The organism is Microbispora siamensis, from assembly GCF_016863095.1.
GTDB classification, from domain to species: domain Bacteria; phylum Actinomycetota; class Actinomycetes; order Streptosporangiales; family Streptosporangiaceae; genus Microbispora; species Microbispora siamensis.
Window position 1 is genome coordinate 117,375 of the sequence record NZ_BOOF01000034.1, and the last position, 21,820, is coordinate 139,194.

A 21,820-nucleotide genomic window follows, 5' to 3' on the forward strand; every position below is an offset into this window, starting at 1 on the left:
CTCAGCAAAGACGCAGGCCCGCGGCGTGGGCGTCATGGACGACGATCACGGCCGACGCGGCGATCGCGGGGGTCGAGCTCAGCAGGAGCGCCCTTCCCCAGTGGCACCACCCGAGGAATGCGAATCTCCGCGAGGCGACATCCAGCAGCACGACGGAAAGGACGGAGACGAACGCTATGACCCCGAACACCGGGACCCTCTCCATCAGCCACAGGAATCCCGCGAACTTCTCCGGGGCATCGAGGTCACCCACGCAGTTCCGCTGTATTCCTCCGACGAGATACGCGTCCAGAACGGGTCCGCCGACGCCGCATCCCAGGGCGATCAGCGCCGCACTTCCACATCCGCGGAGCGGTGACTCCTCTTCGTCACCGTCACGGGTGGCGGAAACTCTTCGCAATCACGGCCCGATCAGCTCGATGAAACAGAGGCGCCTGATCTTACGGCACGAGCCGCGAATCGAATAGATCACCCATGAAAACCGCCCTACGCCAATTGCTGCGAATCTCCCGTCAGGACGGATAGCCGTAGCGGCCGTGGAGGCGGACGAAGCGGGCCAGCGTGAGGACCTGGCGCGGTTCGAGGCCGATGACGGTGCGCTCGAACAGCACGACCTCCTCCCGGCCGCCCGTGCCGATGGGCTGCACCAGGCGTCCGCCGAGCCGCAACTGCTCGACCAGCGGCGCGGGAACCGTGGGAAAGGCGGCCGAGACGATGACGGCGTCGTAGGGGGCGTGCTCGGGCACCCCCTGGCCCCCGTCGCCGACGAGCACCTCGGCGTTGCGGATGCCCTGCCGGGCCAGGTTGCGGCGTGCCCCGCGTACGAGGTCGGGCCACAACTCGACGCTGACCACGTCGGCGGCCATGCGGGCGAGCAGCGCGGTCTGATACCCGAGGCCGCTGCCGACCTCCAGCACGTGCTCCCGGCCGGTGAGGCCCAGCCCCTCGATCATCGTTGCCGACAGCGACGGCTGGGTCGTCACCTGCCCGTGCGCGATGGGGATCGGCACGTCCTCGTACGCGTGGGCGATGTGGTCGGTGGGGACGAAACCGGCTCTCGGGGTCGAGCGCACGGCCTGGAGCAGGCGCTCGTCACGCACGCCCACCGCCCGGACGGCCCGGACGAGGTCTTCGGGACAGGCGGCTGCGGTCACGTCCACCACGCTCACGTTCAGACGGGGAGCGGCGCCATCCCCCACCGCGGCCCGCTCCCCCTCGGTGATGCCCCCTCAGCCGCGCCGGAATCTCAGCCCGCGTCGGCGGCGAAGGTCACCTCCGCCGTGCCGACGGTCCCCGCGCGGCGGCCCGGGGCGCTCTGCCACTGCCAGTAGAGGTTCGTGTGCGCGATCACCTGCTCGGGAGCCGGCGCACCGTAGGCGGTGAGGTCCTCGGTGGTGTGCGCGTCGCCGACCAGCGTCACGTCGTAGCCGCGGACGAAGGCCCCGTGAAGGGTCGAGCGGATGCACGCGTCCGTCTGGGCGCCCGTGACGACGAGCCGGCCCACCCCGCGCTCGACGAGCAGCGCCTCCAGGTCGGTGTCCTCGAACGAGTCGCCGTACCTCTTGTGGACGAGCGGCTCCGCATCCCGGCGGACCAGCTCGGGCACGTATCGCCAGTTCTCACTGCCCCACTGGAGACCGTGGTCGTCGGAGTGCTGCACCCAGATCACCGGCACGTCCTCCGCGCGGGCCTTGCCGACCAGGGTGTCGATGTTCGCGATCACGGCGTCGCGGTTGGGAGCGCCTTCCATCACCCCGTTCTGGACGTCGATGACCAGCAGCGCGGTGTTCGGGCGATCAGCCAGGGTCGTCATGGGGTCCACCCTAGAACCGGCCACCGACAACTTCCGTGCCGTACGAAGCACCCCAAATTGGAGTGCTACATACCGATTTGCTAGCGTCGAAATGTGCGGTTGACGAAGTTCACGGACCTGGCCCTGCGCGTCACCATGCGCCTGGCGGTCCTGGAACCGGGGGCGTCGCTCACCACCCGCCAGGTGGCCGACGCGATGGCGATCCCCTACAACCACACCGCCAAGGCCATCGCCCGCCTGCAGCACCTCGGCGTCGTGGAGGCCCGCCGGGGACGCGGGGGCGGCCTGGAGCTGACCGAGTTCGGCCGTACGGCCTCGATCGGCTGGCTGGTCCGCGAACTGGAGGGAGAGGAGGAGGTCGTCACCTGCGAGGGGGAGATCCCCTGCCCGCTGCGGGCCGTCTGCAGCCTGCGCGGCGCGCTGCGCGCGGCACAGCAGGCCTTCTACGCCTCCCTCGATCCGATCACCGTGGATCAACTGGCCTCCTCGTCGTCGAGGCCGGTGCTGCTCAGCCTCTCCTGACCTGCACAAATGGGAAGAACTAGCAGGTTCCCGACGTTTAATTTGCGCATCAGATACCAATTTGGAGGATGCCATGCTCTCCCCCGAGTCGGCCGTGACCGTCCGCGCCACCCTGCCCGTGATCGCGGGCGCGATCCAGGAGATCACCGCCCGCTTCTACGACACGATGTTCGCCGACAACCCGGAGCTGCTGCGCGACCTGTTCAACCGCGGCAACCAGGCCAACGGTGAGCAGCGCGTCGCACTGGCGGGCTCGATCGCCGCGTTCGCGACCGCGCTGGTGGAGCGCCCGGGGGAGCTTCCCGGCACGATGCTGTCCAGGATCGCCAACAAGCACGCCTCCCTCGGCGTCACCGAGGAGCAGTACGCCGTGGTGCACAAGTACCTGTTCGGCGCGATCGTCGAGGTGCTGGGCGACGCCGTGACGCCCGAGGTCGCCCAGGCGTGGGACGAGGTCTACTGGCTAATGGCCGAGACGCTGATCGGCCTGGAGCGCGACCTCTACCGCGAGGCGGGGCGGGGCTGGACGCGGGCCACCGTGGTCGAGCGGCGCGACGAGACGGCGGACGTCGCCTCCTTCCTCCTGCGCCCGGACACCCCGATGTCCTTCCGGCCGGGTCAGTACGTCAGCGTCCAGGTCACGCTGCCCGACGGGGCGCGGCAGATCCGGCAGTACAGCCTGTCGAACGCCCCGGAGCGCGGCGACTGGCGGATCACGGTCAAGCGGGTGCGCGGCGAGGACGCCCCCGAGGGCGAGGTGTCCGCCTGGCTGCACGAACATGTCCGGGCCGGTGACGTGCTCGCGGTCTCCGCGCCCTTCGGCGACCTGACTCTGCCCGAGGGCGACGGCCCGCTGCTGCTCGCCTCGGCGGGGATCGGGGTCACCCCCATCCTGTCGATGCTCGACCACCTCGCCGCCACCGGTTCGAGCCGGCGGGTGATGGTCGTGCACGCCGACCGCTCCCCGGACGCCCACGTCCACCGCGAGGAGCTCGCGGACCTGGTCGCGGCCCTGCCCGGCGCCACCCTGCACCGGTGGTACGAGGACCTGCCCCCGGCGCAGGTGGGTGACGCAGCGCACGCCGCCGACCATGTCGCCGCCGTGGGCCGGGCCGACCTGTCGGCGCTCGACCTGCCCGGAGACGTCGTGGCCTGCCTGTGCGGGCCGCTGCCGTTCATGCGGGCCGTGCGCGCGCAGCTGGTCGAGCTGGGCGTGCCCGCCTCCGGCATCCACTACGAGGTGTTCGGCCCCGACCTGTGGATCGCGGCCGCGTGATCCGGTGACCGGCCCGCCGCTCGCCCGCGGCGGGCCCTCTCACAGGGCCCTCTCACAGGGCCCTCTCATCGGGTCCGGTCAGCGCAGCAGGCCGACGCCGGCGTAGCCGTCCACGCCGGGGATCCTCGGCAGCTTCGGCTCGTCGGGCTCGGGCCGCCACTCCTCGGTCACGACCAGACCCGGCTCCACCAGGTCGAACCCGTCGAAGAACCGCAGCAGTTCGGCGTGGGTCCGCGGGGTGACCGCCCCGGCGGAGGTGTTCTTGTACAGCTCGCGTCCCTCGCGGATCTTCTCCTCGTCGAGGTCGCCGTACGACAGGTGGCTGACGGCCATCGCGCTACCGGGGGCGAGCCGGTCGCGCAGCGTGGCGACGATGCGCTCGGTGTCCTCGGTGCCGGGGATGAAGTGCAGCACGGCCACCATGAGCAGGCCCACCGGCTTGCCGAAGTCGATGTGCTCGTTGATCCGGGGGTCGTCGAGGATGGCCTCGGGCTCGCGCAGGTCGCCGTCCACGACGATCGTCTGGCTGTTGTCGGCCAGCAGGGCCCGGCCGTGGGCGAGCACGATCGGGTCGTTGTCGACGTAGACCACCCGCGAGTCGGGGGCTTCGCCGAGCGCGACCTGGTGGACGTTCTCCTGCGTCGGCAGCCCGGCGCCGATGTCGAGGAACTGGCGGATGCCCTGCCGGGCCATGAGGGTCACGGCCCGGCGGATGAAGCGCCTGTTGGTCTGCACGCCCTCACGCGCGTTCGGGGTCAGCTCGATGAGCTTCTCGGCCGCCGCCCGGTCGACGGCGAAGTTGTCCTTGCCGCCGAGGAGGTAGTCGTAGATCCGGGCGACGCTGGGCACCGTCACGTCGATTCCCGGCGGGCCCTGCTCCTGGTTCATTGGTCCTGCCCTGATGCGCTCGTACGTTGATCAAAACGTAGCCGATTAATCCGGATTAGGCGCATCGAAGGGCGAATTGACCGGCACGCGCCAGAGGCGCGGCCGGCCAACCCGGAGCCCGGAGGGCTCCTCAGTCCCCCGCCGGGCGCTCACCCCTCGGGGTGCCGGCGACCAGGATGTCGACCGGACCCGTGGTCACAGGTCCGGTGACGACCGGGTCGGCGATGAAGTCGCGCATCCAGTGGAAGCTGGCCTTCGGCGTGCGCACCTGGGTGTCGTAGTCCACGTGCACCAGGCCGAACCTGGCGGAGTAGCCCCGGGCCCACTCGAAGTTGTCCATCAGCGACCAGCAGAAGTAGCCCCGCACGTCCGCGCCCGCCGTCATCGCGTCGCAGGTCGCGGCCAGGTGGTCGCGCAGGTAGTCGATGCGTCCGCCGTCCTCCAGCACACCGTCGTCGCCGTACCCGTTCTCGGTGATGTAGACGGGCGGCAGGTCCGGATAGCGGGAGGTCAGCCCGACGAGGGTCTCGTACAGCCCCTCGGGCTCCACCACCCAGCCCAGGCCGCTGGTGCGCGCGTCCTGCGGCGTGACGGTGCGCACGCCCAGGTCGAACGCCGAGCGCCGGGCGGGGTCGGCCTCCTCGTACGGCGCGGCCTCCACGTGCAGTCGGTAGTAGTAGTTCACCCCGAGGAAGTCCACCGGCGTGCCGATGATGTCCAGGTCACCGTCCCGCCGGAAGGAGAAGTCGGTGATCCGGCCGAACGTCTCGGCCATGTCCGAGGCGTAGGCCCCGCCGAAGAGCGGTTCGGTGAACTGCCGGTTGACCAGCAGGTCCATCCGCCGCGCGGCCTGGACGTCCCGCGGCGCGGAGGTCACCGGCACGGTCGGCGACATGTTGAGCGTCACCCCGACCTGCTGACCGGGTCTGGCCATCTCCCGCAGGCGCGCGACGGCCAGGCCGTGGCCGAGCAGCAGGTGGTGGGCCGCGGCCAGCGCGCCGTGCCCCTCCCTGGCGCCCGGCGCGTGCCGGCCCTCGCCGTAGCCGACGATGGCCGAGCAGTACGGCTCGTTCAGCGTGATCCAGTTCGAGACCGATTCGCCGAGGGCGTCGTACATCACCTCGGCGTAGTCGGCGAAACGCTCGGCCGTGTCGCGGACCCGCCAGCCCCCGCGGTCCTCCAGCGCCTGCGGCAGGTCCCAGTGGTAGAGGGTCACGTACGGCTCGATTCCGCCCTCCCGCAGGGCGTCCACGAGCCGCCGGTAGAAGTCGAGCCCGCGCCGGTTCACCGGTCCCCGGCCGTCGGGCAGCACCCGCGGCCAGGCAACAGAGAATCGGTAGGCCCCCGCCCCCAGGTCTTTCATGAGATCGACATCCTCTTGCCAGCGGTGATAGTGGTCGCAGGCGAACTCACCCGACTCGCCCCGTGCCACCGCGCCGGGCATCCGGCAGAAGGTGTCCCATATCGAGAGCCCCCGGCCGTCGGCGCTGACGGCCCCCTCGATCTGGTAGGCCGCGGTGGCCGTGCCCCACACGAAGCCGGCGGGAAAGGTCCGCGGCATGGCGAGGCGTTCGTCGGTCGCCGTCATTCCCTGTTCGCTCCAGGTTCCGTGCCCGCTCGGGTGAACAGCCCGGACACGGCTGCCGGCCGTGCGGGCGATGGAACCGTTCCCCCGAAGGCCGCGGGACCCGCCGAGCCGTACGGCGGGCACACACGCGGGCAGACGGAGTTCCGCAGCGGACACCTGAACTCCCTCACAGGAGAAAGGGAAGCGGCTGCGAGACACGACCGCGGCCGAGCCCGTGGCAACGAGAAAGCGCCGGCCGATGCCCGCCATCACACATAAGAGAAGGGGAGACTGTCAAGTCACAAAAACATGACGGAAGGAAATTCCGATTACTGGTTGACGGGCTTCCCGGTGGTTGCCTATTTTGGAGAAACCGGTTGCATGAAACCGGTTACAGCGAGATGCGATAGCGTTTGGTCCGTGGCAACGATCAGAGAGCTGGCGCGCCTGTGCGGCGTGTCTCCCGCGACCGTCTCCCGCGTGTTCAACAACCCTGAGGTGGTGAACGCGAAGACCAGGGAGCAGGTGCTGCGGACGGCCCGCCAAATCGGCTACCTGCCCAACGAGTCCGCCCGCACGCTGGCCACCAAGAAATCCTTCATGGTCGGCCTGGTGTGGGACACCGACCACCGCCGCCCCGGCTGGCGGCACCCGTTCTTCCAGGAAATCCTCATCGGCCTGAAGACGGCGCTCAGCGGGCGGGGATATCACCTCCTCATGCTCGCGACGAGCGGGGAGAGGACCGAGGACGCCTACGTGCGCGCCGCGCGCAGGCACAACCTCGACGGCGTCGTGATGATCGACAGCGGCACCTGGGATCCCTCACTGCAGCGGCTGTCCGAATCGGGGGTGCCCTGCGTCAGCCTCGACCGTCCCGTCGAGGGCCCCCACGCCACGTACGTCACCTCGGACAACGTCGGCGGCGCCCGCCTGGCCGTACGGCACCTGCACGAGCGGGGACGGCGGGCCATCGCCACGATCACCGGCCCGGCGCACACGCGGCCCGGCGCCGAGCGCCTGCGGGGCTACCAGGACGAACTGTCCCGGCTGGGGCTGCCGCGCCGGCCCGAGTTCGTGGTCGAGGGCGATTTCTACCTGTCGGGCGGCCACGCCGCGATGCGCCGCCTGCTGGAGGCCGACGAGCGGCCCGACGCCGTGTTCGTCGCGGGCGACGAGATGGCCGTCGGCGCGCTGCGCGCGATCGGCGAGGCCGGGCTGAAGGTGCCCGAGGACATCGCCCTGGTCGGGTTCGACGACATCGAGGTGGCCGCGCTCGTGCCGCCGGGCCTGACGACCGTCGCCCAGGACAAGGCCGGGTTCGGCACCGCCGCCGCCGAGGCGGTGGTCTCCATGATCAACGGCGCGGACGCCCCGCCGCCCCGGATCCTGCCGACGACACTCGTCGTGCGCGGCTCCAGCACGCCGCCGCTCTGACCCCCTCAGCCCGCCCGTGGGCCGGACATCCCCGCCGGACGCGGACGGGCGTTCCGATTGAGGTTTCGCCCTCTCTGAGCGTTCTGGATCGTTGTGCTTCCGGAGGCGCTTATCGTGATGAGGCACCCATCACCCTTGACCCTCCGGGGGACTTCCGTGTCCGAGCAGTCCTGGCCTGTCCGCATCCGTGCCGAGTTCGCGCAGCGCGTGCTGGACCTGCGGCACCAGCATCCGGGGGTCCTCGCCTCGCTGGACCAGCACATGACCGCCGTCAAGCACGCCATCGCGGAGCTGGGCGAACGGGTCGGGCCGGTCTCCCTGCTCGCCTACCTGATCGGCTACTGGGACGGCGCGCGGGAGAAGGGCTGGCGGGCACCGGGACCGGACCAGCCGCTCGACTTCCCCACCCTGCGCATGAGCGCGGTCTGCCTGATGCTCGACGCCGCGGCCGAACCGGCCTGACTCCATACAGCGGCGGGGCGCCCCTCCGGCTGAGGGACGCCCCGCGCGACCGAAGGGCTCACCGGCGCGGCGACGGCGGCTCCTCCGGGGGATTCGGCCGGGAGGTGGGCCGTGCCACCTCACCCGGCGCGTCCTGCGGCATCGGGGCGCCCGAGGTGCCCGCAGCCGGAGGAATGGGGGTCGTCGGAGCGCCCGGAGCGGCCGGCGGAGTGCTCTCGGGGTACGCGGGCCGGCTCGCCCGCGCGCCCTCGCCGCCCTGCACACCCGGGGTGTTCCCGCCGCCGTTCGGCGGCTGCGCGACGTTCTGCGCCTGCAGGGTGTTCGGCGGCTGCGCGGTGCTCTGAGACTGCGCGGTGCTCTGAGCCTGCGCGGTGTTCTGAGACTGCGCGGTGTTCTGCGGGTAGGCGGCGGAGGCCGGCTGGGCGAAGGCCCCCACCCGCTGCCGCGGCTGCTCCGCCCGTGACACGGCGGCGGTCTCCATCGCGTCGGCGCGGCCCCTGCTGTAGGCGGCTGCCTGGGCGCGGATGGTGTCGGTCTCGGCCTCGGCCCGGTTCAGCCAGCGCTCCCAGCGCTGCTGCATGGGCCGGACCAGGCCGCCGCCGACGCCGACGATGAGGATGCCGGCCATGGTGGCCAGGATGGCGATCAGCACGGGTGTCGTGACGGTGGTCGCGACCTCGATCTGGTTGAGCGCGGCGATGACGCCGAGGCCGATGATGAACACCGACGCGATCGTGGCCAGCGTCCGGCCGTACGGCAGGGAGCCCAGAGCGGCGGTGACGATGTCCTTGACGGCCCTGGCGATGGCGCTGGCGACCACGATGATGACGATCGCCACGGCGGCCTTGGGCAGCCATGCCACCACTCCGGAGAGCAGGTCGCTGACGGGGTTGGGCCCGAAGACGGAGAAGGCGATCTGCAGCGTGATCAGCAGGATCGCGTAGTAGACGAGTTTCGCGAGCAGGCCGGACGCGTCGTACTTGCTGCGCGCCAGCGCCCGCCCCACTGCCCCGCGCTCGACCCATCGGTCGAACCCGACGCGTTCGAGTACGGCGTCCACGGCCTTCCGCAGTGCCGTGGCGACCAGCCAGCCCACCACGAGGACGACGACGAATGCGAGGAACTTGGGGACGAACGTGGCGATCGACGACCAGGCGTCGGCCACTCCTCTTCCCCAGTCGACCGGAGCGGCCATGGGTCCTCCCGTTGAGAGCCTTCACGACGTACGGGGCCCACGGCTACCCCGTGATCCGCGTCTCATACGCGCGCTCGGCTAACGCGACCGATTGCGCCCCGCACCCTTCGGAGTCAGCAGGGAACGCAGCGCTGATCGCGTGGCTGCACGAAGAGCGGCTCCCCTCCGGCGCTCGACGTGAGAGAGTTCCAGTTCTTCTTGGGAGAAGTCCTGATAGAGGCGGATATCGCGAGCACGCGGAGTGCGGATCCACAAAGGAGCGCCGATCAGAATCCGGCTCGGGGGAGTCAGGTCCTTGTATCTCGTTTCGGACAGATCCACGTCGTAGAAGATCTCGGCCACCCATTCGGCATTGCTCTCGATATCCCCGTACGTGAAGCCGCGCCGCCACGCCTGGAACGTGTCACGACCCCCCTGGTGTCGCGCCACCTGGCAGGCATGGAAGGCGAGTTCCTCCCGCGTGAGCCCCTCGAATCCCCGCGCGCACTTCTCTTCAAGGAATCGGCGAACCTCCGGCGCCGACGACGATGTCCATCCCCACCCAGAGGTCCACTCCGCACCTTGGACGTGATCTGCGAAGTTCGTCATGCTGCCGAACAAGCAGACACCTATGGAACCATCGCCGTCCGCCTCCGTATAGATCATCGCTCGATTCTGGCTTCCCCCGTCGGGTCCGACGAATTCGCCGAACACCACGGAGCCCTGCCCCCGTGCGTAGCGGACACCGGGCGGAGTGCTCTCGATGTCCGTGACGATCGTTTCGCCGAGCGCCCGCTCGACCTGGTCGGACAGTCTCGCGCGATGGTGAACCGTTTCGGCGGTGGTTATCTCGACCTGCGGAAGCATTCCGCCGAAGTCAGGGGTAGTGGTCTTGGTCGTCCACTTGCGCAGGTCGATGCCATTGTCCTCGAGCGTTCTCCGCACGCGGCGCTCCGACCAGTAAAGGTATGTCACCGAACCGCCGAGCACACCCATGCCGATCCTCCAGACCTACTGCCCGGCTCCCCTAGCTCGCCTGGACCAGTCCTCCATCCTTGCGCCACCAGTCGATCAACTTCCTGGGATTCGGGGCATTGAAGTGGAACGCCTCGATGTTCAGCCGCTCGTCGGTCCAGACGAGGTTGTACCAGATGCCATTCCTTCTACAGGTCAGCCGACCAGAGGATTCACCGTCGATGGTGTACGCGCCCTCTCCGACGAAGTCCTTCGGATACGTGTCGCAGGGTGTTTCGCTTTGCGCGGCATCGAGCGCGTAGTTCCGCTGCATCGACGCCCTGTCGGGGAACTGGTAGTAGAAGACGATGCCGACGTCCTGCAGGGGGCCGCACACCACGCCGACGATCGACGCGTCTCGCACATTGGTCGCTATCTGTTCCTTCGACGGGCGTACGCAATTGACTCGCGACGCCGCCGGGATGTGCCGTAGCAGGGCCTGCTCGGCGGCCGTGGGGAACGCGGGTCGCGCCTGCGCGTTGATGACCCGCGCGACCTTGTCCATGGAGGGAGTGTCGGACGTGCTCCACCAGTCGGCCAGCTTGCGGGGGTCCGTACCGGACACCCGGGCCAGAATGAGGAACGGCTCGACGCTCCACTCGACGGCGAACCCGCCGCCTGCCTCCGGATGGCACAGCACGCCGCCGATCTCCACACTCTTGTGGTCGTACCGGTTGCTGCCGAGAAACCCGCGCGGGTTGGTCGCGCAGGAGATGCCGTAGGGCGCCCGGATCCTGCCCGCACGCTCGTCGTAGGCGCGCCGCAGCGCGGGCAGGTCGGTGAAGCGATAGTAGGAGACCGCGGTGGCACCCGCGCCCGGATCGCACTCGACTCCCGCCACCGCCTCCGGATACCTGTCCAGGTCGCCGGGCTCGACGCGCTTGCAGCCCTTCGCCTCCATGTCGTCGATCAGCGACCTCTCGTCCCTGGTCGGGAACGGCGGCTCGCCGAGGAGAGCGGACCATGTACGGGGCAGGCCCGGCTCTGCGCCCTTCGACATGCCGGCGCGCGCCACGGTCCTCGCCGCGGTGTCGGTCCAGATCAGGGACCTGGCGTCGCCCGCCGTCCGGCACAGGACCCGCCCCTTCGGGGGCCCGACCCCGGGGTAGCGGTGCTCGCCCGTGTCGGCCGATGCGCAGTCCCCGCTGCCCCGGACGACACCGGCCTCGCGTACGGCGGCTTCGTACGCCTCGTCCATGTCCGCCGCCGTGTCGAACAGGCCGAACACCACCTCGTCGCCGGAGCCGTCACGGCAGCTCAGCGAGATGTCCGCCCCGGGAAATCCACCACGTGTGCCGGCGCGGGCACAGGTCGCCTGTAGCGACTTCGGGACGCGCGCCAGCGCGGCCGAAGCGAGGTCGTCCCTGTTCACCACATACACGATCACGCCGATGGCGATCACCGGCACCGTCGCCACCAGCATCGCCAGAATGCGCCGCCCGCGGCTCCCCGGCGGCGGAGGTGGTGGCGCAGGAAGGTCCGGCCCCGGCATGGCGCCGACGAGCTCGGCGAGCCGGGCGGCCAGTTCGGCGCACCCCGCGAAGCGGTCGTCCGGCTCCTTCGCCAGCGCGGTGGCCACGATGTCGTCGATGCGGCTGTCCAGATTCGGACACGAATCAGTCACCCGCGGCGGCGGCGCGTGGAGATGGGCCCACATCACCGAGACGGGGACGGGCTCGGGGTATGGCCTGCGTCCGGTCAGGCACTGGTACAGGACGCAGCCGAGGGAGTAGACGTCGGTCCGCTCGTCGACCTTGCGGCCTTGGATCTGCTCGGGCGAGGCGTAGTCGATCGTGCCGATGAACTGCCCGGCCGACGACGTCTCGTCCGCCACGTGCTTCGCGATGCCGAAGTCACAGAGGTACACATGTCCGGAGTCACGGTCGATCAATATGTTGTGCGGTTTGACGTCCCGGTGCACCAGGCCCTTGCCGTGCGCGGCGTCAAGGGCGGCGGCGACCTGGCGGATGATCCGCGCGGTCCTGGCCAGGCCGAGGGGGCCCTCGGCACGCAGGAGCCCGGCCAGGTCGGTGCCCTCGACGTACGGCATGACCAGGTAGAGCAGTGGGCCCGCCTCACCCGCCTGATGGATCGGGATGACGTTGGGGTGGCCGAGCCGCGCCGCACTCTTCACCTCACGGTGGAAACGCTCCCGGAAGCTCGGCTGATCGCACACGCTCGGGTTGAGGACTTTCAGGGCGACCCTGCGGTTGGCGAGGCCCACCTCCTCCGCCAGGTGCACCTCGCTCATGGGCGTCTGGGAGAGCCGGCAGATCAGTCGATACCCGGGCAGTAGCCGCTGCAGCTCGGGCCGCGTGGGAAACGTGTCGGCCGCCGAGCCGCCCAGCCCCATCTCCATGGCCATCTCCAGGAAAGCGTCCGGCTGATGGGGTCCCGGGACCCCTCACCAGACCGGAACAACGACGAAGACCAAAGTTTTACCACGCACAGGATTCGTCTCGTTACTGTACGCCACGACACTCCGGATAGCTCCCGCCCGAGTGCCGCACCGACTCGCACCGACTCTTCGCATGCTGTACGGTACGGCGTACGGCAGAAAGGGGCATATTTCGTGTATGAGCCGAGCGGCGAGGAAGTGAAGAGCGTCGAGGACTGGTTCGCCCAATACGACGCGCTCGCCGAGCAGGGGGCGATCGAGCAACTCGCCGACCTCGCGGTCTTCCCGATGAACCTGGCCACCGACGTGCCGGGCGGCTTCGCGGCCGTACGGCAGTGGACACGCGAGGAGTACGTCGAGGCGATGCGGGAGGCCATGGGCGGCGGAACGGCGGGGCTCGACATGGAGTCGGTGCGGACGCCGCACTTCCTCAGCCCCAACCTCGTGTTCGTGGAGACCACGGCGACGATGACGGTCGAGGGCCGGCGGGAGAGCATGCGCTACGGCGACCTGCTGGTGCGCACCGAGGACGGGTGGGCCTTCCAGACGATGGCCCAGGGCGGCTGGGGTTACGGTTGGCCGCCCGCCAGGCGCGGCTGACCGGACCCAAGGGCCGGCCCTGTTCGTGCAGGGGAACGTCGGCGGCGGGGTGCCCGTCGCCGACGTATTCGTTCGCCCGCCGAAGCCGGTGCGACGTGGGGGCGAGGTGGGGGCGATGCGGGACAATCCGGAGAGTTGTATAAGCTTCCTATGTAAATTCGGTTCCCGTCCGGAGGAACACCTGTGTCCGTCACCCCGAGCGCCGATCCCCCTGAGGAGTCCCAGGCGGTCGCGGCCGTCCTGGACGACCTCGCGGTGCTCGCCGTACGGCGGCTGTCCGCGCAGAGCGACCTCAGCCTCACGGCCGCGACGACCCTGTCCTACCTGGACCGCAACGGCCCGGAGCGGCTGAGCGTCCTGGCCGCGAAGCAGTCCGTCACCCAGCCGTCGATGACCCAGCTCGTGCAGCGCCTGGAGCGCGAAGGCCTGGTGTGCCGGGCGGTCGACGACCTCGACGGCCGCGCGGTGCGGGTCAGCGTCACCGACGCCGGCCGGGCGCTGCTGGCCGAGCGGCGCCGGCGGCGCAGAGAGCGGCTCACCGAGATGCTCGGCACGCTGTCCCCCGGCGAGCTGCGCGAGCTGACGCGGGTCGCCGGCGAGTTCCTCCCCCTGCTCCGGCGCCTGCTCGAGGGCACGGCGGACGAGTAGGGACCAGGGAGCTCCCCCTCGCTTATTTCCAGGAGGTCCGGTGAGCTCTGCTCATGCCCCCGTCTCCAACCCCTTCAAGCAGCCGAAGGCGGTCTGGGCCGTCGCCTTCGCCTGCGTGATCTCGTTCATGGGGATCGGGCTGGTGGACCCGATCCTGCCCGCCCTCAGCGCGAAGCTGCACGCCACGCCCAGCCAGGTGTCGCTGCTGTTCACGAGCTACCTGGTCGTCACCGCCGTGGCGATGCTGGTGACCGGGTGGGTCTCCAGCCGGATCGGCGCCAAGCGCACCCTCATCGTGGGCCTCGCCCTGATCGTGGTGTTCGCCGCCCTCGCCGGGACGTCCGGCAGCATCGGCGGCATCGTCGGCTTCCGGGCCGGATGGGGCCTCGGCAACGCCCTGTTGATCGCCACCTCGCTGGCCGTCATCGTCGCGTCGAGCAGCGGCGGCTTCGCCGGTGCGATCATCCTGTACGAGACCGCGCTCGGCGTCGGCATCGCGGTCGGCCCCCTGCTGGGCGGCGTGCTCGGCGGCATCAGCTGGCGCGGCCCGTTCTACGGCGTCGCGGTCCTGATGGCGATCGCGCTGATCGCCACCGTCACCCTGGTGCGGCCCACGCCCACGCCGGCGAAGAAGACCGGCATCGCGGCCCCGATCAAGGCCCTGCGCCACCGCGGCCTGCTCATCCTGGGCCTGACCGCACTCTGCTACAACTGGGGCTTCTTCACGGTGCTGGGCTACGCGCCGTACCCGATGGAGCTCGACGAGCACCAGCTCGGCCTCGTCTTCACCGGCTGGGGAATCCTCGTCGCGATCTTCTCGGTCTTCGGCGCCCCGCGGCTGCAGGCCCGCTTCGGCATCGCCCGCACGCTGTACGCCAACCTCGTGCTGTTCAGCATCGACATCCTGGTGATCGCCCTGTTCACCGACAACCGGATCGCCGTGATCTGCGGCGTGATCGTGGCCGGCGTCTTCATCGGCGTCAACAACACCGTCACCACCCAGGCGGTCATGACCATCTCGCCGGTGGAGCGGCCCATCGCCTCCGCGTCGTACGGTTTCATCCGGTTCATCGGCGGCGGCCTCGCGCCCTTCGTCGCGGGCAAGCTCGCCGAGCACTTCGACAGCCGGCACGCGCCGTTCTACATGGGGGCCGCTGCCGTGCTCCTCGGCGCGGTCGTCCTCACCACCGCCCATCGGCAGCTCGGCGAGGCCGAGCGCGCCCAGGCGGCCGAGATGGCCGCCGCCGGCCCGGCCCTCGCGCGGCGGGAGGAACTGGAGGAGGAGGCCCTGGCCGAGGACCTCGGCTCGGCCACCTGATCGACGCGCCATCGGGGGCCGCGGCACGGCGGTCCCCGGCGGGGCCCGTGCGGTTTTCCCATTGTTTTGCCGCGGGTGCGGGAATGGTATGGCCCGCCCGGTTGTGGTTACTCATGTGTGGGCTGGTCGTGGCCTTCAGAAGTGAGGGGATGCGGCCGGCCTCGACCACGGGAGTACCGAATGGGTCCCGAAGTCCCCTCCGCTCTTCCTCCCGCGCAGGAACCACCCGCCGCGTGTGCGTGGGCGGGGATGACGCGGATCATCGCGTGCGGTGAGATCGACATAAGCACGTCCGGGCAACTGTACGGCGGCGTCCTCGAGGTCCTGCGGCGGCAGCGGCCGAGCCGCATCGAGGTCGACCTCGCGGGGGTCACCTTTCTCGACGCGTCCGGCGTACGTGCGTTACTCATGAGCCAGACCGCCGCGGCCGAGGTGGGATGCCGCCTCACGCTGATCAAGCCGAGCCGCATCGCCCACAGAGTCCTGGAGATCGTCGGCCTGCTCGAGACCTTCGGTCTGGCCGCGCTCCCGCCGCTCTTGCCGGGTCCGCGGCGGCCGCACGGCTGATTCCGCGCCGCCGGCCGGTCAACGGTCTCCACCGGTGCGCAGCTCCCCGGTGTCCACCAGATACTCGGCGACGTCGACCAGCTTGGTGTTGGTCTGCTGACTGGCGCGTACGAGCAGGGAGAACGCCTGGTCCGCGGTCAGCTTGTGGCGTTCCATGAGGACGCCCTTCGCCTGGCCGATGAGGTCGCGGACGGCCATCGCGTGCCTCAGTTGCTCCTGTTGCCGCGCTCCCGACATCGCCACCGCCGCGTGGGCCGCGAACAGCAGGCCGACATGCTCGGATGCGTCGTCGAATGCGTTCTTCTCACATGAGTACAGGTTCAGGGCGCCCAGGTTGCCCTTGTGGACGTACAGCTGGAAGGAGAGCATGCTCTTCACGCCGAGATCGACGGCGCGCCGGGTGAACTCCGGCCATCGCTTCTCCTGGGTCATGTCCGACAGCCGCACCGTCCTGTGCTTGTAGGTGGCGTCGAGGCACGGTCCCTCGCCCGTCTCGTACTGCGCCCTGTCCGCCTCCCGGACCAGGTCGCCGGTCGCGGCCTGGGTCTCGACCTCGCGGCGGCGGATGACGACCGTCAGCCCCGCGTGCTGCGCGCCGGGGACCGTGTCGACGGCCGCGCCGACGATGGCGTCCAGCGTCTCCTGGGCGGTGTCCTCGTCCTGCAGGGTTCGCGCGAGATCGCTCAGCTTCACGGCGAGCTCGTCGTCGGCGGCGTGTCCGGTGAAGGCCGAAGACGGCCGACCTCGCCCGTTGCCCCCACTCGCATCCCTGACGGCCACACACCTCACCACCCCTCGGCTGCGACGGCTCCGAGTGGCTCATTCGGACCATGCCCGCACCATGACGCCGTCATGCCGAGCGGAGGCCCCCGGGGCAGCGGAATTTCCGAGCGACCCGGGGGTCGACCACGCGAGGGCCGGGTCAGATCCGGGTGAGCAGGTCCGGGGTGAGCGCGGCGAGCCCGGCGCAGCCGGACAGGGCCAGGGTGAGATCGGTCTCGGCCAGCACGCAGCGGATCACGTGCTCCACCCCCGCCTGGCCGTCCAGGCCCAGTCCGTACGCGTACGGGCGGCCGAGCAGCACGGTCCTGGCGCCGAGCGCGAGCGCCTTGACGACGTCGTCCCCGGTGCGGATGCCGCCGTCGAACAGCACGGTGAGCCGGTCGGCCACGGCGTCGGCGACGGCCGGCAGGGCGTCGGCCGCCCCGATCGAGCCGTTGACCTGGCGTCCGCCGTGGTTGGAGACGACGACGCCGTCCATTCCGGCGTCGGCGGCCAGGCGGGCGTCGTCGGGGTGCAGGACGCCCTTCAGCACGATCGGGCCGTCCCAGTGCTCGCGCAGCAGCGCGAGGTCGGGCCACGTCTTGCCCGGGTCGCCGAACATCCCCACGAAGTGCAGGACGGCGGCGTTCGGGTCCTCGTGCACGGGCCGGGCGAGCCCGGCCTGGAACGCCGGGTCGGTGAAGTAGTTGGCGGTGCCGACACCGCGCAGGAACGGCAGGTATGCCTGGTCGAGGTCGCGGGGCCGCCAGGCCAGCAGCGGCGTGTCGAGGGTGACGACCAGCACGGTGAACCCCGCCGCCCTGGCCCGGGTGAGGAAGCTGAGGGTGACCTCGCGGTCCTTGCCCCAGTAGAGCTGGAACCACCGCTCGCCGTCCCCCATGGCCGCCGCGACGTCCTCCATCGGCGTGCTGGAGGCCGACGACAGGACGAAGGGCACGCCGGTCGCGGCGGCCGCGCGGGCGGCGGCCCGCTCGGCCTCCGGATGCATGATCGACAGCACGCCGATCGGCGCCAGTGCCAGCGGCGCGGGGAGGCGCCTGCCCAGCACGGTCACCGACAGATCGCGTTCACGCACGTCGCGGAGCATCCGCGGCACTATCCGCCAGCGGTCGAGCGCCTCACGGTTGGCGCGCTCGGTGCGCCCGCTGCCCGCGTTGCCGGCGACGTAGCCGACCGGCCCCGGGCCGAGCCGCCGCTCGGCCATCTCCTCCAGCAGGTTCAGGTCGGTCGGCAGCCGGGGCACGGCCCCCGTCATGCCGTTGAGATAGATCTCGTACTGGAAGTCCGCCCAGCTCATCGCGCTCGCCCTCGCTCCGCTTCCACCCGGCCGTCGCCCCCGGCGGCTTCCGGCGAACACATTATCGGGAACCGATCATCACGCCCCGCGCGCCGGGTGGGGGTTCGCGGCGCGGGAGGTGAGGCGTTCCCAGTTGCGGTGGGCGATGTCGGCCTTCTGCTCGTCGGTGAAGGGGGCGTTCTCCAGGAAGGAACGGGCGACGCCGGTGCTGGTGTCCACGAAGGGGAAACCGCCGGGGCGGAACCCGTAGGTGAAGGGGTAGTCGGTGGAGTACAGCATCCGTTCCGTCCCCACGACTTCGGCCGTCCAGCGGAGGTAGCGGGGGCTGACGGTGCCGCTGCCGGCGACCCAGAAGTTGTGCGTGAAGTAGTCGGCGAGAGGGCGGGCCAGGCCACCGGCGTCGGCGAAGAATCCGGTGTGGTCGAGATAGAAGAGCACGACCTCTCCCCAGTGGCCGGCGATCACCTGGAGATCGGGGTACCGGTCGAAGACGCCGGAGAAGATCATCCGTAGGTACTGCACGCCCAGGTCGTAGTACCAGCCGATCGCAGGCCCCGCCAGCGCGGTCCCGATGGGACCGATGTTCGAGTAGTAGGCGTCCATCACCGCCTGCACAGGCATCTGCGGGTGGAAGTGGAGGGGAACTCGCAACCGCTCCGCGGCGGCGTACAGCTCGTCGTACTCGGGGTCGTCCGCGAGCTTGGATCCGGTGCGCCCGTAGAGCATGGCGCCCGGGAAGCCCAGCTCGGTGACCGCCCGCTCCAGCTCCGCGGCCGCGGCCGACGGCGACTGGGTCGGGATCGCGGCGAACGCCTGGAACCGGTCGGGGTTGCCGGCCACGATCTCCGCAAGCTGGTCGTTGGTGTCGCGGGCCACGGCGACCGCATCCGCGTCAGGCAGGTTCTGCGCGCCCGGTGACGAGATCGACAGCACGGCCACGTCGATCCCCTGGTCGTCCATGTGCGCAAGCCTCGTCTCCGTGGTGTCGCGCAGTCGCCGGGCGACGGGACTGTCCCCGAACCCCAGGTTCGGCAGCTCCGGCACCCCGGCCCGCGACCACGCCTCCATGATCGCGGGCAGGACGACGTGCTCTTCCACTGCGACGATCCGCAGTCGGTCGGACATGCGATGCTCCTCAGCGTTCTGTTTCCACTGGAACCAGAATTAGCGTATCAGCGTTAATAACGGCGGAACTACATGCTCGTTATCACCGATACACTTTGAGGCCTCCACTGAGTGGGAGCAGCATTGCTTACGCCGCGGCCATCGGCCGATCAGCGGGGGCCGGGGGCGCGGCGGAAGGCGAAGGGCTGGCTCTCGCGGCCCGGCACGACGAACCAGCACTCCCCGGTGCCCTCGCTCGCCAGCAGCGAGAAGAACGCGTCGACGACCGTCTCGACGTCGAGGATCGGGAACTTCATCTCGTCCAGCAGCGCCTTGGCCTCGGCGTCGAGGATCGCCGTGTCCGCGAACGACGGGCACAGCCCCTGCACCCGGATGCCGAAGGGCTCCAGTTGCGGGCCGAGCGAGCGGACGAGCCCGACGACCGCGTGCTTGTTGGCCGCGTAGACGGGATCGGAGGGGATGCCCACGATCCCCGCCATGCTCGCGGTGGCCACGATCACGCCCCCGGCCCGCATCGCCGGCAGCGCGGCGTGCACGCCGAAGACGACGCCGTCGAGGTTGACCCCCATCACGCGGCGGTAGCGGGCGAGGTCGAAGTCCTCGCCGAGCCCGAACCCCGAGGCGACGCCCGCGTTGAGGAAGGCGAGATCGAGCCGCCCGTGCCGCTCGACGGCGAGCGCGACCGCGGCCTGGTTGTCCTCCAGCCGCGACACGTCGGTCCGCACGAACGCGGCGCCGATCTCCTCGGCGGTGCGCGCCCCGGCCTCGGCGTCGACGTCGGCCAGCACGACGTGCGCGCCGTACGCGGCCAGGCGGCGGGCGACCCCCGCGCCGATGCCGCCCGCACCCCCGGTGACGAGCGCGACCTTGCCGGAGATGTCGTCGGTGTTCACAGCGGCAGTCCTCCCGTCGCGGCCCTGGTCGAGCCGGTGGCCCGGTACGCCTCGATGGTGCGCTCGGCGATGCGCATCTGGTGGATCTCGTCGGCACCGTCCGCGAAGCGCGCCCATCGCGCGTGCTGGAACATGTGCGCCAGCGGGGTGTCGGTCGAGTAGCCGAGCGCCCCGTGCACCTGGATGGCCCGGTCGACGATCCGGTTCAGGCTGTTCGCCACGAAGTGCTTGGCCATCGAGACCTCCGTGCGGAAGTCCTCACCCTTGTCGATCTTCGAGGCGGCGTGCAGGACCATGAGCTTGCACTGGTAGAGCTCCATGGCCGAGTCGGCGATCATCCACTGCACGCCCTGCTTGTCGGCGAGCAGCGATCCGTGGCTGAACCTGTCCAGCGCCCTGCCCACCATCATGTCGAGAGCCGTCTCCGCCTGCGATATCCACCGCATGCAGTGCGCCAGCCGGGCCGGGCCGAGGCGGTACTGGCCCAGCCGGTGGCCGTTGCCCCGCCCGCCGAGCACGGCGGAGTCCGGCAGGCGCAGGTCGGTGATGACGATCTCGCTGTGGCCGGTCGAGCCGTGCATGGTCTCGATCTCGCGTACGTCGTTCCAGCCGTCGGCGGGCAGGTCCACGAGGAACGCGGTGTTGGCGCCTCGGGCGCCCTCCGGCAGGTCGAACTCGGTCTTGGCGATCAGGATGGCGAAGCTCGCCCTGCGGGCGTTGGAGATGAACCACTTGTGCCCGTTGATCACCCACTCGTCGCCGTCCTTCACGGCGTTCGTACGGATGAGCGTGGGATCGGAGCCGGCCACCTCCGGCTCGGTCATCGCGAAGCACGACATCTTCACGCCGTCGAGCAGCGGGCGCAGGTAGCGCTCCTTCTGCTCGTCGGTGCCCCAGTGCAGCAGCGTGTGCATGTTGCCCTCGTCGGGGGCCGCGCAGTTGAGCACCCACGGGCCGAGCCTGGTCTTGGCCGCCTCGGCCTGCACCATGGCCAGTTCGACGTGGCCGAGGCCCATGCCGCCCCACTCCTTGGGCATGTGCGGCAGCCAGAGCCCCTCCTGCTTGGCTTTGCGGCGCAGGTCGAAGATGGTGCGCAGGTACTCCTCGCGGGTGAGGACCTTCTCCTCGGAGTCCTCGAACGGTTTGACCGCCGGGATCACCGTCTCCTGGATAAACGTCCGCACCCGCCCGCGTATCTCCTCGTGCTCGGGGGCGAGCGTGAAGTCGATGGCCATGATCCTCCCTCGGGCACGATAATGCGACTGACGTGTCGAATAATGCGATCGCCTGAAATACCGTATCCTTCGACCGTACGAGCGACAAGGGAGGCGCGATGCCGGCGGAGACCACGGTCCGGAGGCTCGTGGACGCCGCCGAGCGCCTGTTCGCCGAGCGCGGCATCGACGCGGTGTCGCTGCGCGAGATCAACGCCGCCGCCGGGCAGCGCAACTCCACCGCGCTGCAGTACCACTTCGGCGACCGCGCCGGGCTGCTGAAGGCGGTGCTCGCCAAGCACCGGCCGGAGATCGAGGCGCGGCGCCACCAGCTTCTGGACGAGTACGAGGCACGCGGCCCGTTGCCTCGGGCCGAGGCCCTGCGTTCGCTCGCCGCCGCGCTCGTCCGCCCGGCCGCCGCCAAGCTGGCCGACCCCGACGGCGGGCGGGACTACCTGCGCGTCATGGAGCAACTGGTCCACCGCATGCCGCCCAGCCTCCCCGAGGACGGCGGCGGCAGCGTCGACCGCTGGCGGGAACTGGTCGCCCCCCTGCTCCCCGAGGCCGCCGTACGCCTGCACCAGCGCTTCATGGCGATCCGCATGACGTACGTCGAGCTGGCCCGCCGGGCGAGCGGCCCCCCGGCCCGGGACGACCGCCTGTTCACGAGCCACCTGATCGACGTGGTCTCGGCGGTCCTCGCCAGCGAGGTCTCCGACGAGACCGCCCGCCTCCTCGCCGAACGCGAGCAGCGCCCCTGAGACCGCCACAAGAGCCCGAGATCGGACGCGTCTCGGCAGTGTCACCAAACCGCTTGACGATGTGTC

The 21,820-nt window shown here is 70.3% G+C and carries 22 protein-coding genes; 9 read left to right on the forward strand and 13 right to left on the reverse strand.

Annotated features, from left to right (window positions below; genetic code table 11):
- Position 1 precedes the first annotated feature (1 nt).
- The 3 genes from Msi02_RS28035 to Msi02_RS28045 all read right to left on the reverse strand — a co-directional run bounded on the left by Msi02_RS28035 (position 2) and on the right by Msi02_RS28045 (position 1,813).
- Entirely contained in the window at positions 2-253 is a 252-nt protein-coding gene (locus Msi02_RS28035) for a hypothetical protein (protein ID WP_204051036.1), read from the reverse strand.
- A gap of 259 nt (positions 254-512) precedes the next feature.
- The gene (locus Msi02_RS28040; RefSeq protein WP_239108769.1) at positions 513-1,169 is read right to left on the reverse strand and encodes a protein-L-isoaspartate O-methyltransferase family protein; all 657 of its coding nucleotides are present in this window, start codon (positions 1,167-1,169) and stop codon (positions 513-515) included.
- 77 nt (positions 1,170-1,246) lie between these two features.
- The gene (locus Msi02_RS28045) at positions 1,247-1,813 is read right to left on the reverse strand and encodes a cysteine hydrolase family protein (protein WP_204051037.1); all 567 of its coding nucleotides are present in this window, start codon (positions 1,811-1,813) and stop codon (positions 1,247-1,249) included.
- A gap of 93 nt (positions 1,814-1,906) precedes the next feature.
- Between Msi02_RS28045 and Msi02_RS28050 the strand changes: the two genes are divergently transcribed.
- A complete protein-coding gene (locus Msi02_RS28050) occupies positions 1,907-2,335 on the forward strand; it encodes an RrF2 family transcriptional regulator (RefSeq protein WP_079318935.1) in 429 nt (142 codons plus the stop codon).
- 73 nt (positions 2,336-2,408) lie between these two features.
- Positions 2,409-3,611 carry a globin domain-containing protein gene (locus Msi02_RS28055; protein ID WP_204051038.1) on the forward strand — a complete coding sequence of 401 codons (1,203 nt, stop codon included), beginning with the start codon at positions 2,409-2,411 and terminating at the stop codon, positions 3,609-3,611.
- Positions 3,612-3,689: 78 nt separating this feature from the next.
- On the opposite strand, the gene Msi02_RS28060 is transcribed toward Msi02_RS28055, so the two are convergent.
- Positions 3,690-4,499 carry an SAM-dependent methyltransferase gene (locus tag Msi02_RS28060; RefSeq protein ID WP_204051039.1) on the reverse strand — a complete coding sequence of 270 codons (810 nt, stop codon included), beginning with the start codon at positions 4,497-4,499 and terminating at the stop codon, positions 3,690-3,692.
- A gap of 130 nt (positions 4,500-4,629) precedes the next feature.
- On the reverse strand, positions 4,630-6,087 hold the full coding sequence (locus tag Msi02_RS28065; RefSeq protein ID WP_204051040.1) for a GH1 family beta-glucosidase: 1,458 nt from the start codon (positions 6,085-6,087) through the stop codon (positions 4,630-4,632).
- A 399-nt stretch (positions 6,088-6,486) separates the two neighbouring features.
- Here Msi02_RS28065 and Msi02_RS28070 point away from each other — a divergent pair, with 399 nt between their 5' ends.
- Together Msi02_RS28070 and Msi02_RS28075 are read left to right on the forward strand one after the other, a co-directional pair.
- Positions 6,487-7,500: a LacI family DNA-binding transcriptional regulator gene (locus tag Msi02_RS28070; RefSeq protein ID WP_204051041.1), complete on the forward strand. Its 1,014-nt coding sequence runs from the start codon at positions 6,487-6,489 to the stop codon at positions 7,498-7,500.
- Between the two features lie 156 nt (positions 7,501-7,656).
- On the forward strand, positions 7,657-7,962 hold the full coding sequence (locus Msi02_RS28075; RefSeq protein WP_204051042.1) for a DUF6401 family natural product biosynthesis protein: 306 nt from the start codon (positions 7,657-7,659) through the stop codon (positions 7,960-7,962).
- Positions 7,963-8,020: 58 nt separating this feature from the next.
- Here Msi02_RS28075 and Msi02_RS28080 read toward each other — a convergent pair whose 3' ends face one another.
- From Msi02_RS28080 to Msi02_RS28090, 3 genes are all read right to left on the reverse strand, one after another.
- Positions 8,021-9,157, reverse strand: a complete 1,137-nt coding sequence (locus Msi02_RS28080) for a mechanosensitive ion channel family protein (protein WP_204051043.1) — start codon at positions 9,155-9,157, stop codon at positions 8,021-8,023.
- 78 nt (positions 9,158-9,235) lie between these two features.
- Complete coding sequence (locus tag Msi02_RS28085) at positions 9,236-10,132, reverse strand: hypothetical protein (protein ID WP_204051044.1); 897 nt, start codon at positions 10,130-10,132, stop codon at positions 9,236-9,238.
- A gap of 31 nt (positions 10,133-10,163) precedes the next feature.
- A complete protein-coding gene (locus Msi02_RS28090) occupies positions 10,164-12,509 on the reverse strand; it encodes a serine/threonine protein kinase (RefSeq protein WP_204051045.1) in 2,346 nt (781 codons plus the stop codon).
- A 213-nt stretch (positions 12,510-12,722) separates the two neighbouring features.
- Here Msi02_RS28090 and Msi02_RS28095 point away from each other — a divergent pair, with 213 nt between their 5' ends.
- The 4 genes from Msi02_RS28095 to Msi02_RS28110 all read left to right on the forward strand — a co-directional run bounded on the left by Msi02_RS28095 (position 12,723) and on the right by Msi02_RS28110 (position 15,681).
- Entirely contained in the window at positions 12,723-13,148 is a 426-nt protein-coding gene (locus tag Msi02_RS28095; RefSeq protein WP_204051046.1) for a nuclear transport factor 2 family protein, read from the forward strand.
- A gap of 183 nt (positions 13,149-13,331) precedes the next feature.
- Complete coding sequence (locus tag Msi02_RS28100; protein WP_079318927.1) at positions 13,332-13,796, forward strand: MarR family winged helix-turn-helix transcriptional regulator; 465 nt, start codon at positions 13,332-13,334, stop codon at positions 13,794-13,796.
- A gap of 40 nt (positions 13,797-13,836) precedes the next feature.
- A complete protein-coding gene (locus tag Msi02_RS28105; RefSeq protein ID WP_239108770.1) occupies positions 13,837-15,114 on the forward strand; it encodes an MFS transporter in 1,278 nt (425 codons plus the stop codon).
- 180 nt (positions 15,115-15,294) lie between these two features.
- Complete coding sequence (locus tag Msi02_RS28110; protein ID WP_204051047.1) at positions 15,295-15,681, forward strand: STAS domain-containing protein; 387 nt, start codon at positions 15,295-15,297, stop codon at positions 15,679-15,681.
- 18 nt (positions 15,682-15,699) lie between these two features.
- On the opposite strand, the gene Msi02_RS28115 is transcribed toward Msi02_RS28110, so the two are convergent.
- From Msi02_RS28115 to Msi02_RS28135, 5 genes are all read right to left on the reverse strand, one after another.
- Entirely contained in the window at positions 15,700-16,374 is a 675-nt protein-coding gene (locus Msi02_RS28115) for a GAF and ANTAR domain-containing protein (protein ID WP_204051048.1), read from the reverse strand.
- Between the two features lie 229 nt (positions 16,375-16,603).
- Complete coding sequence (locus Msi02_RS28120) at positions 16,604-17,761, reverse strand: lactate 2-monooxygenase (RefSeq protein WP_204051049.1); 1,158 nt, start codon at positions 17,759-17,761, stop codon at positions 16,604-16,606.
- A gap of 78 nt (positions 17,762-17,839) precedes the next feature.
- Positions 17,840-18,886 (reverse strand): amidohydrolase family protein, encoded by a 1,047-nt coding sequence (locus Msi02_RS28125; protein WP_204051050.1) that lies wholly within the window; start codon positions 18,884-18,886, stop codon positions 17,840-17,842.
- 149 nt (positions 18,887-19,035) lie between these two features.
- Complete coding sequence (locus Msi02_RS28130; protein WP_204051065.1) at positions 19,036-19,779, reverse strand: SDR family NAD(P)-dependent oxidoreductase; 744 nt, start codon at positions 19,777-19,779, stop codon at positions 19,036-19,038.
- On the reverse strand, positions 19,776-21,014 hold the full coding sequence (locus tag Msi02_RS28135) for an acyl-CoA dehydrogenase family protein (protein WP_204051051.1): 1,239 nt from the start codon (positions 21,012-21,014) through the stop codon (positions 19,776-19,778). Before Msi02_RS28135 ends, Msi02_RS28130 begins: the two co-directional genes overlap by 4 nt.
- A 98-nt stretch (positions 21,015-21,112) precedes the next feature.
- Between Msi02_RS28135 and Msi02_RS28140 the strand changes: the two genes are divergently transcribed.
- Positions 21,113-21,754, forward strand: a complete 642-nt coding sequence (locus tag Msi02_RS28140) for a helix-turn-helix domain-containing protein (protein WP_204051052.1) — start codon at positions 21,113-21,115, stop codon at positions 21,752-21,754.
- Positions 21,755-21,820: the final 66 nt, after the last annotated feature.

Bases quoted from the DNA above. Each gene is read 5' to 3' on its own strand.
- Msi02_RS28045 (WP_204051037.1), bottom strand. From the start codon at position 1,813: ATGACGACCCTGGCTGATCGCCCGAACACCGCGCTGCTGGTCATCGAC.
- Msi02_RS28055 (WP_204051038.1), top strand. From the start codon at position 2,409: ATGCTCTCCCCCGAGTCGGCCGTGACCGTCCGCGCCACCCTGCCCGTG.
- Msi02_RS28060 (WP_204051039.1), bottom strand. From the start codon at position 4,499: ATGAACCAGGAGCAGGGCCCGCCGGGAATCGACGTGACGGTGCCCAGC.
- Msi02_RS28065 (WP_204051040.1), bottom strand. From the start codon at position 6,087: ATGACGGCGACCGACGAACGCCTCGCCATGCCGCGGACCTTTCCCGCC.
- Msi02_RS28080 (WP_204051043.1), bottom strand. From the start codon at position 9,157: ATGGCCGCTCCGGTCGACTGGGGAAGAGGAGTGGCCGACGCCTGGTCG.
- Msi02_RS28085 (WP_204051044.1), bottom strand. From the start codon at position 10,132: ATGGGTGTGCTCGGCGGTTCGGTGACATACCTTTACTGGTCGGAGCGC.
- Msi02_RS28090 (WP_204051045.1), bottom strand. From the start codon at position 12,509: ATGGAGATGGGGCTGGGCGGCTCGGCGGCCGACACGTTTCCCACGCGG.
- Msi02_RS28110 (WP_204051047.1), top strand. From the start codon at position 15,295: ATGGGTCCCGAAGTCCCCTCCGCTCTTCCTCCCGCGCAGGAACCACCC.
- Msi02_RS28120 (WP_204051049.1), bottom strand. From the start codon at position 17,761: ATGAGCTGGGCGGACTTCCAGTACGAGATCTATCTCAACGGCATGACG.
- Msi02_RS28125 (WP_204051050.1), bottom strand. From the start codon at position 18,886: ATGTCCGACCGACTGCGGATCGTCGCAGTGGAAGAGCACGTCGTCCTG.
- Msi02_RS28135 (WP_204051051.1), bottom strand. From the start codon at position 21,014: ATGGCCATCGACTTCACGCTCGCCCCCGAGCACGAGGAGATACGCGGG.
- Msi02_RS28140 (WP_204051052.1), top strand. From the start codon at position 21,113: ATGCCGGCGGAGACCACGGTCCGGAGGCTCGTGGACGCCGCCGAGCGC.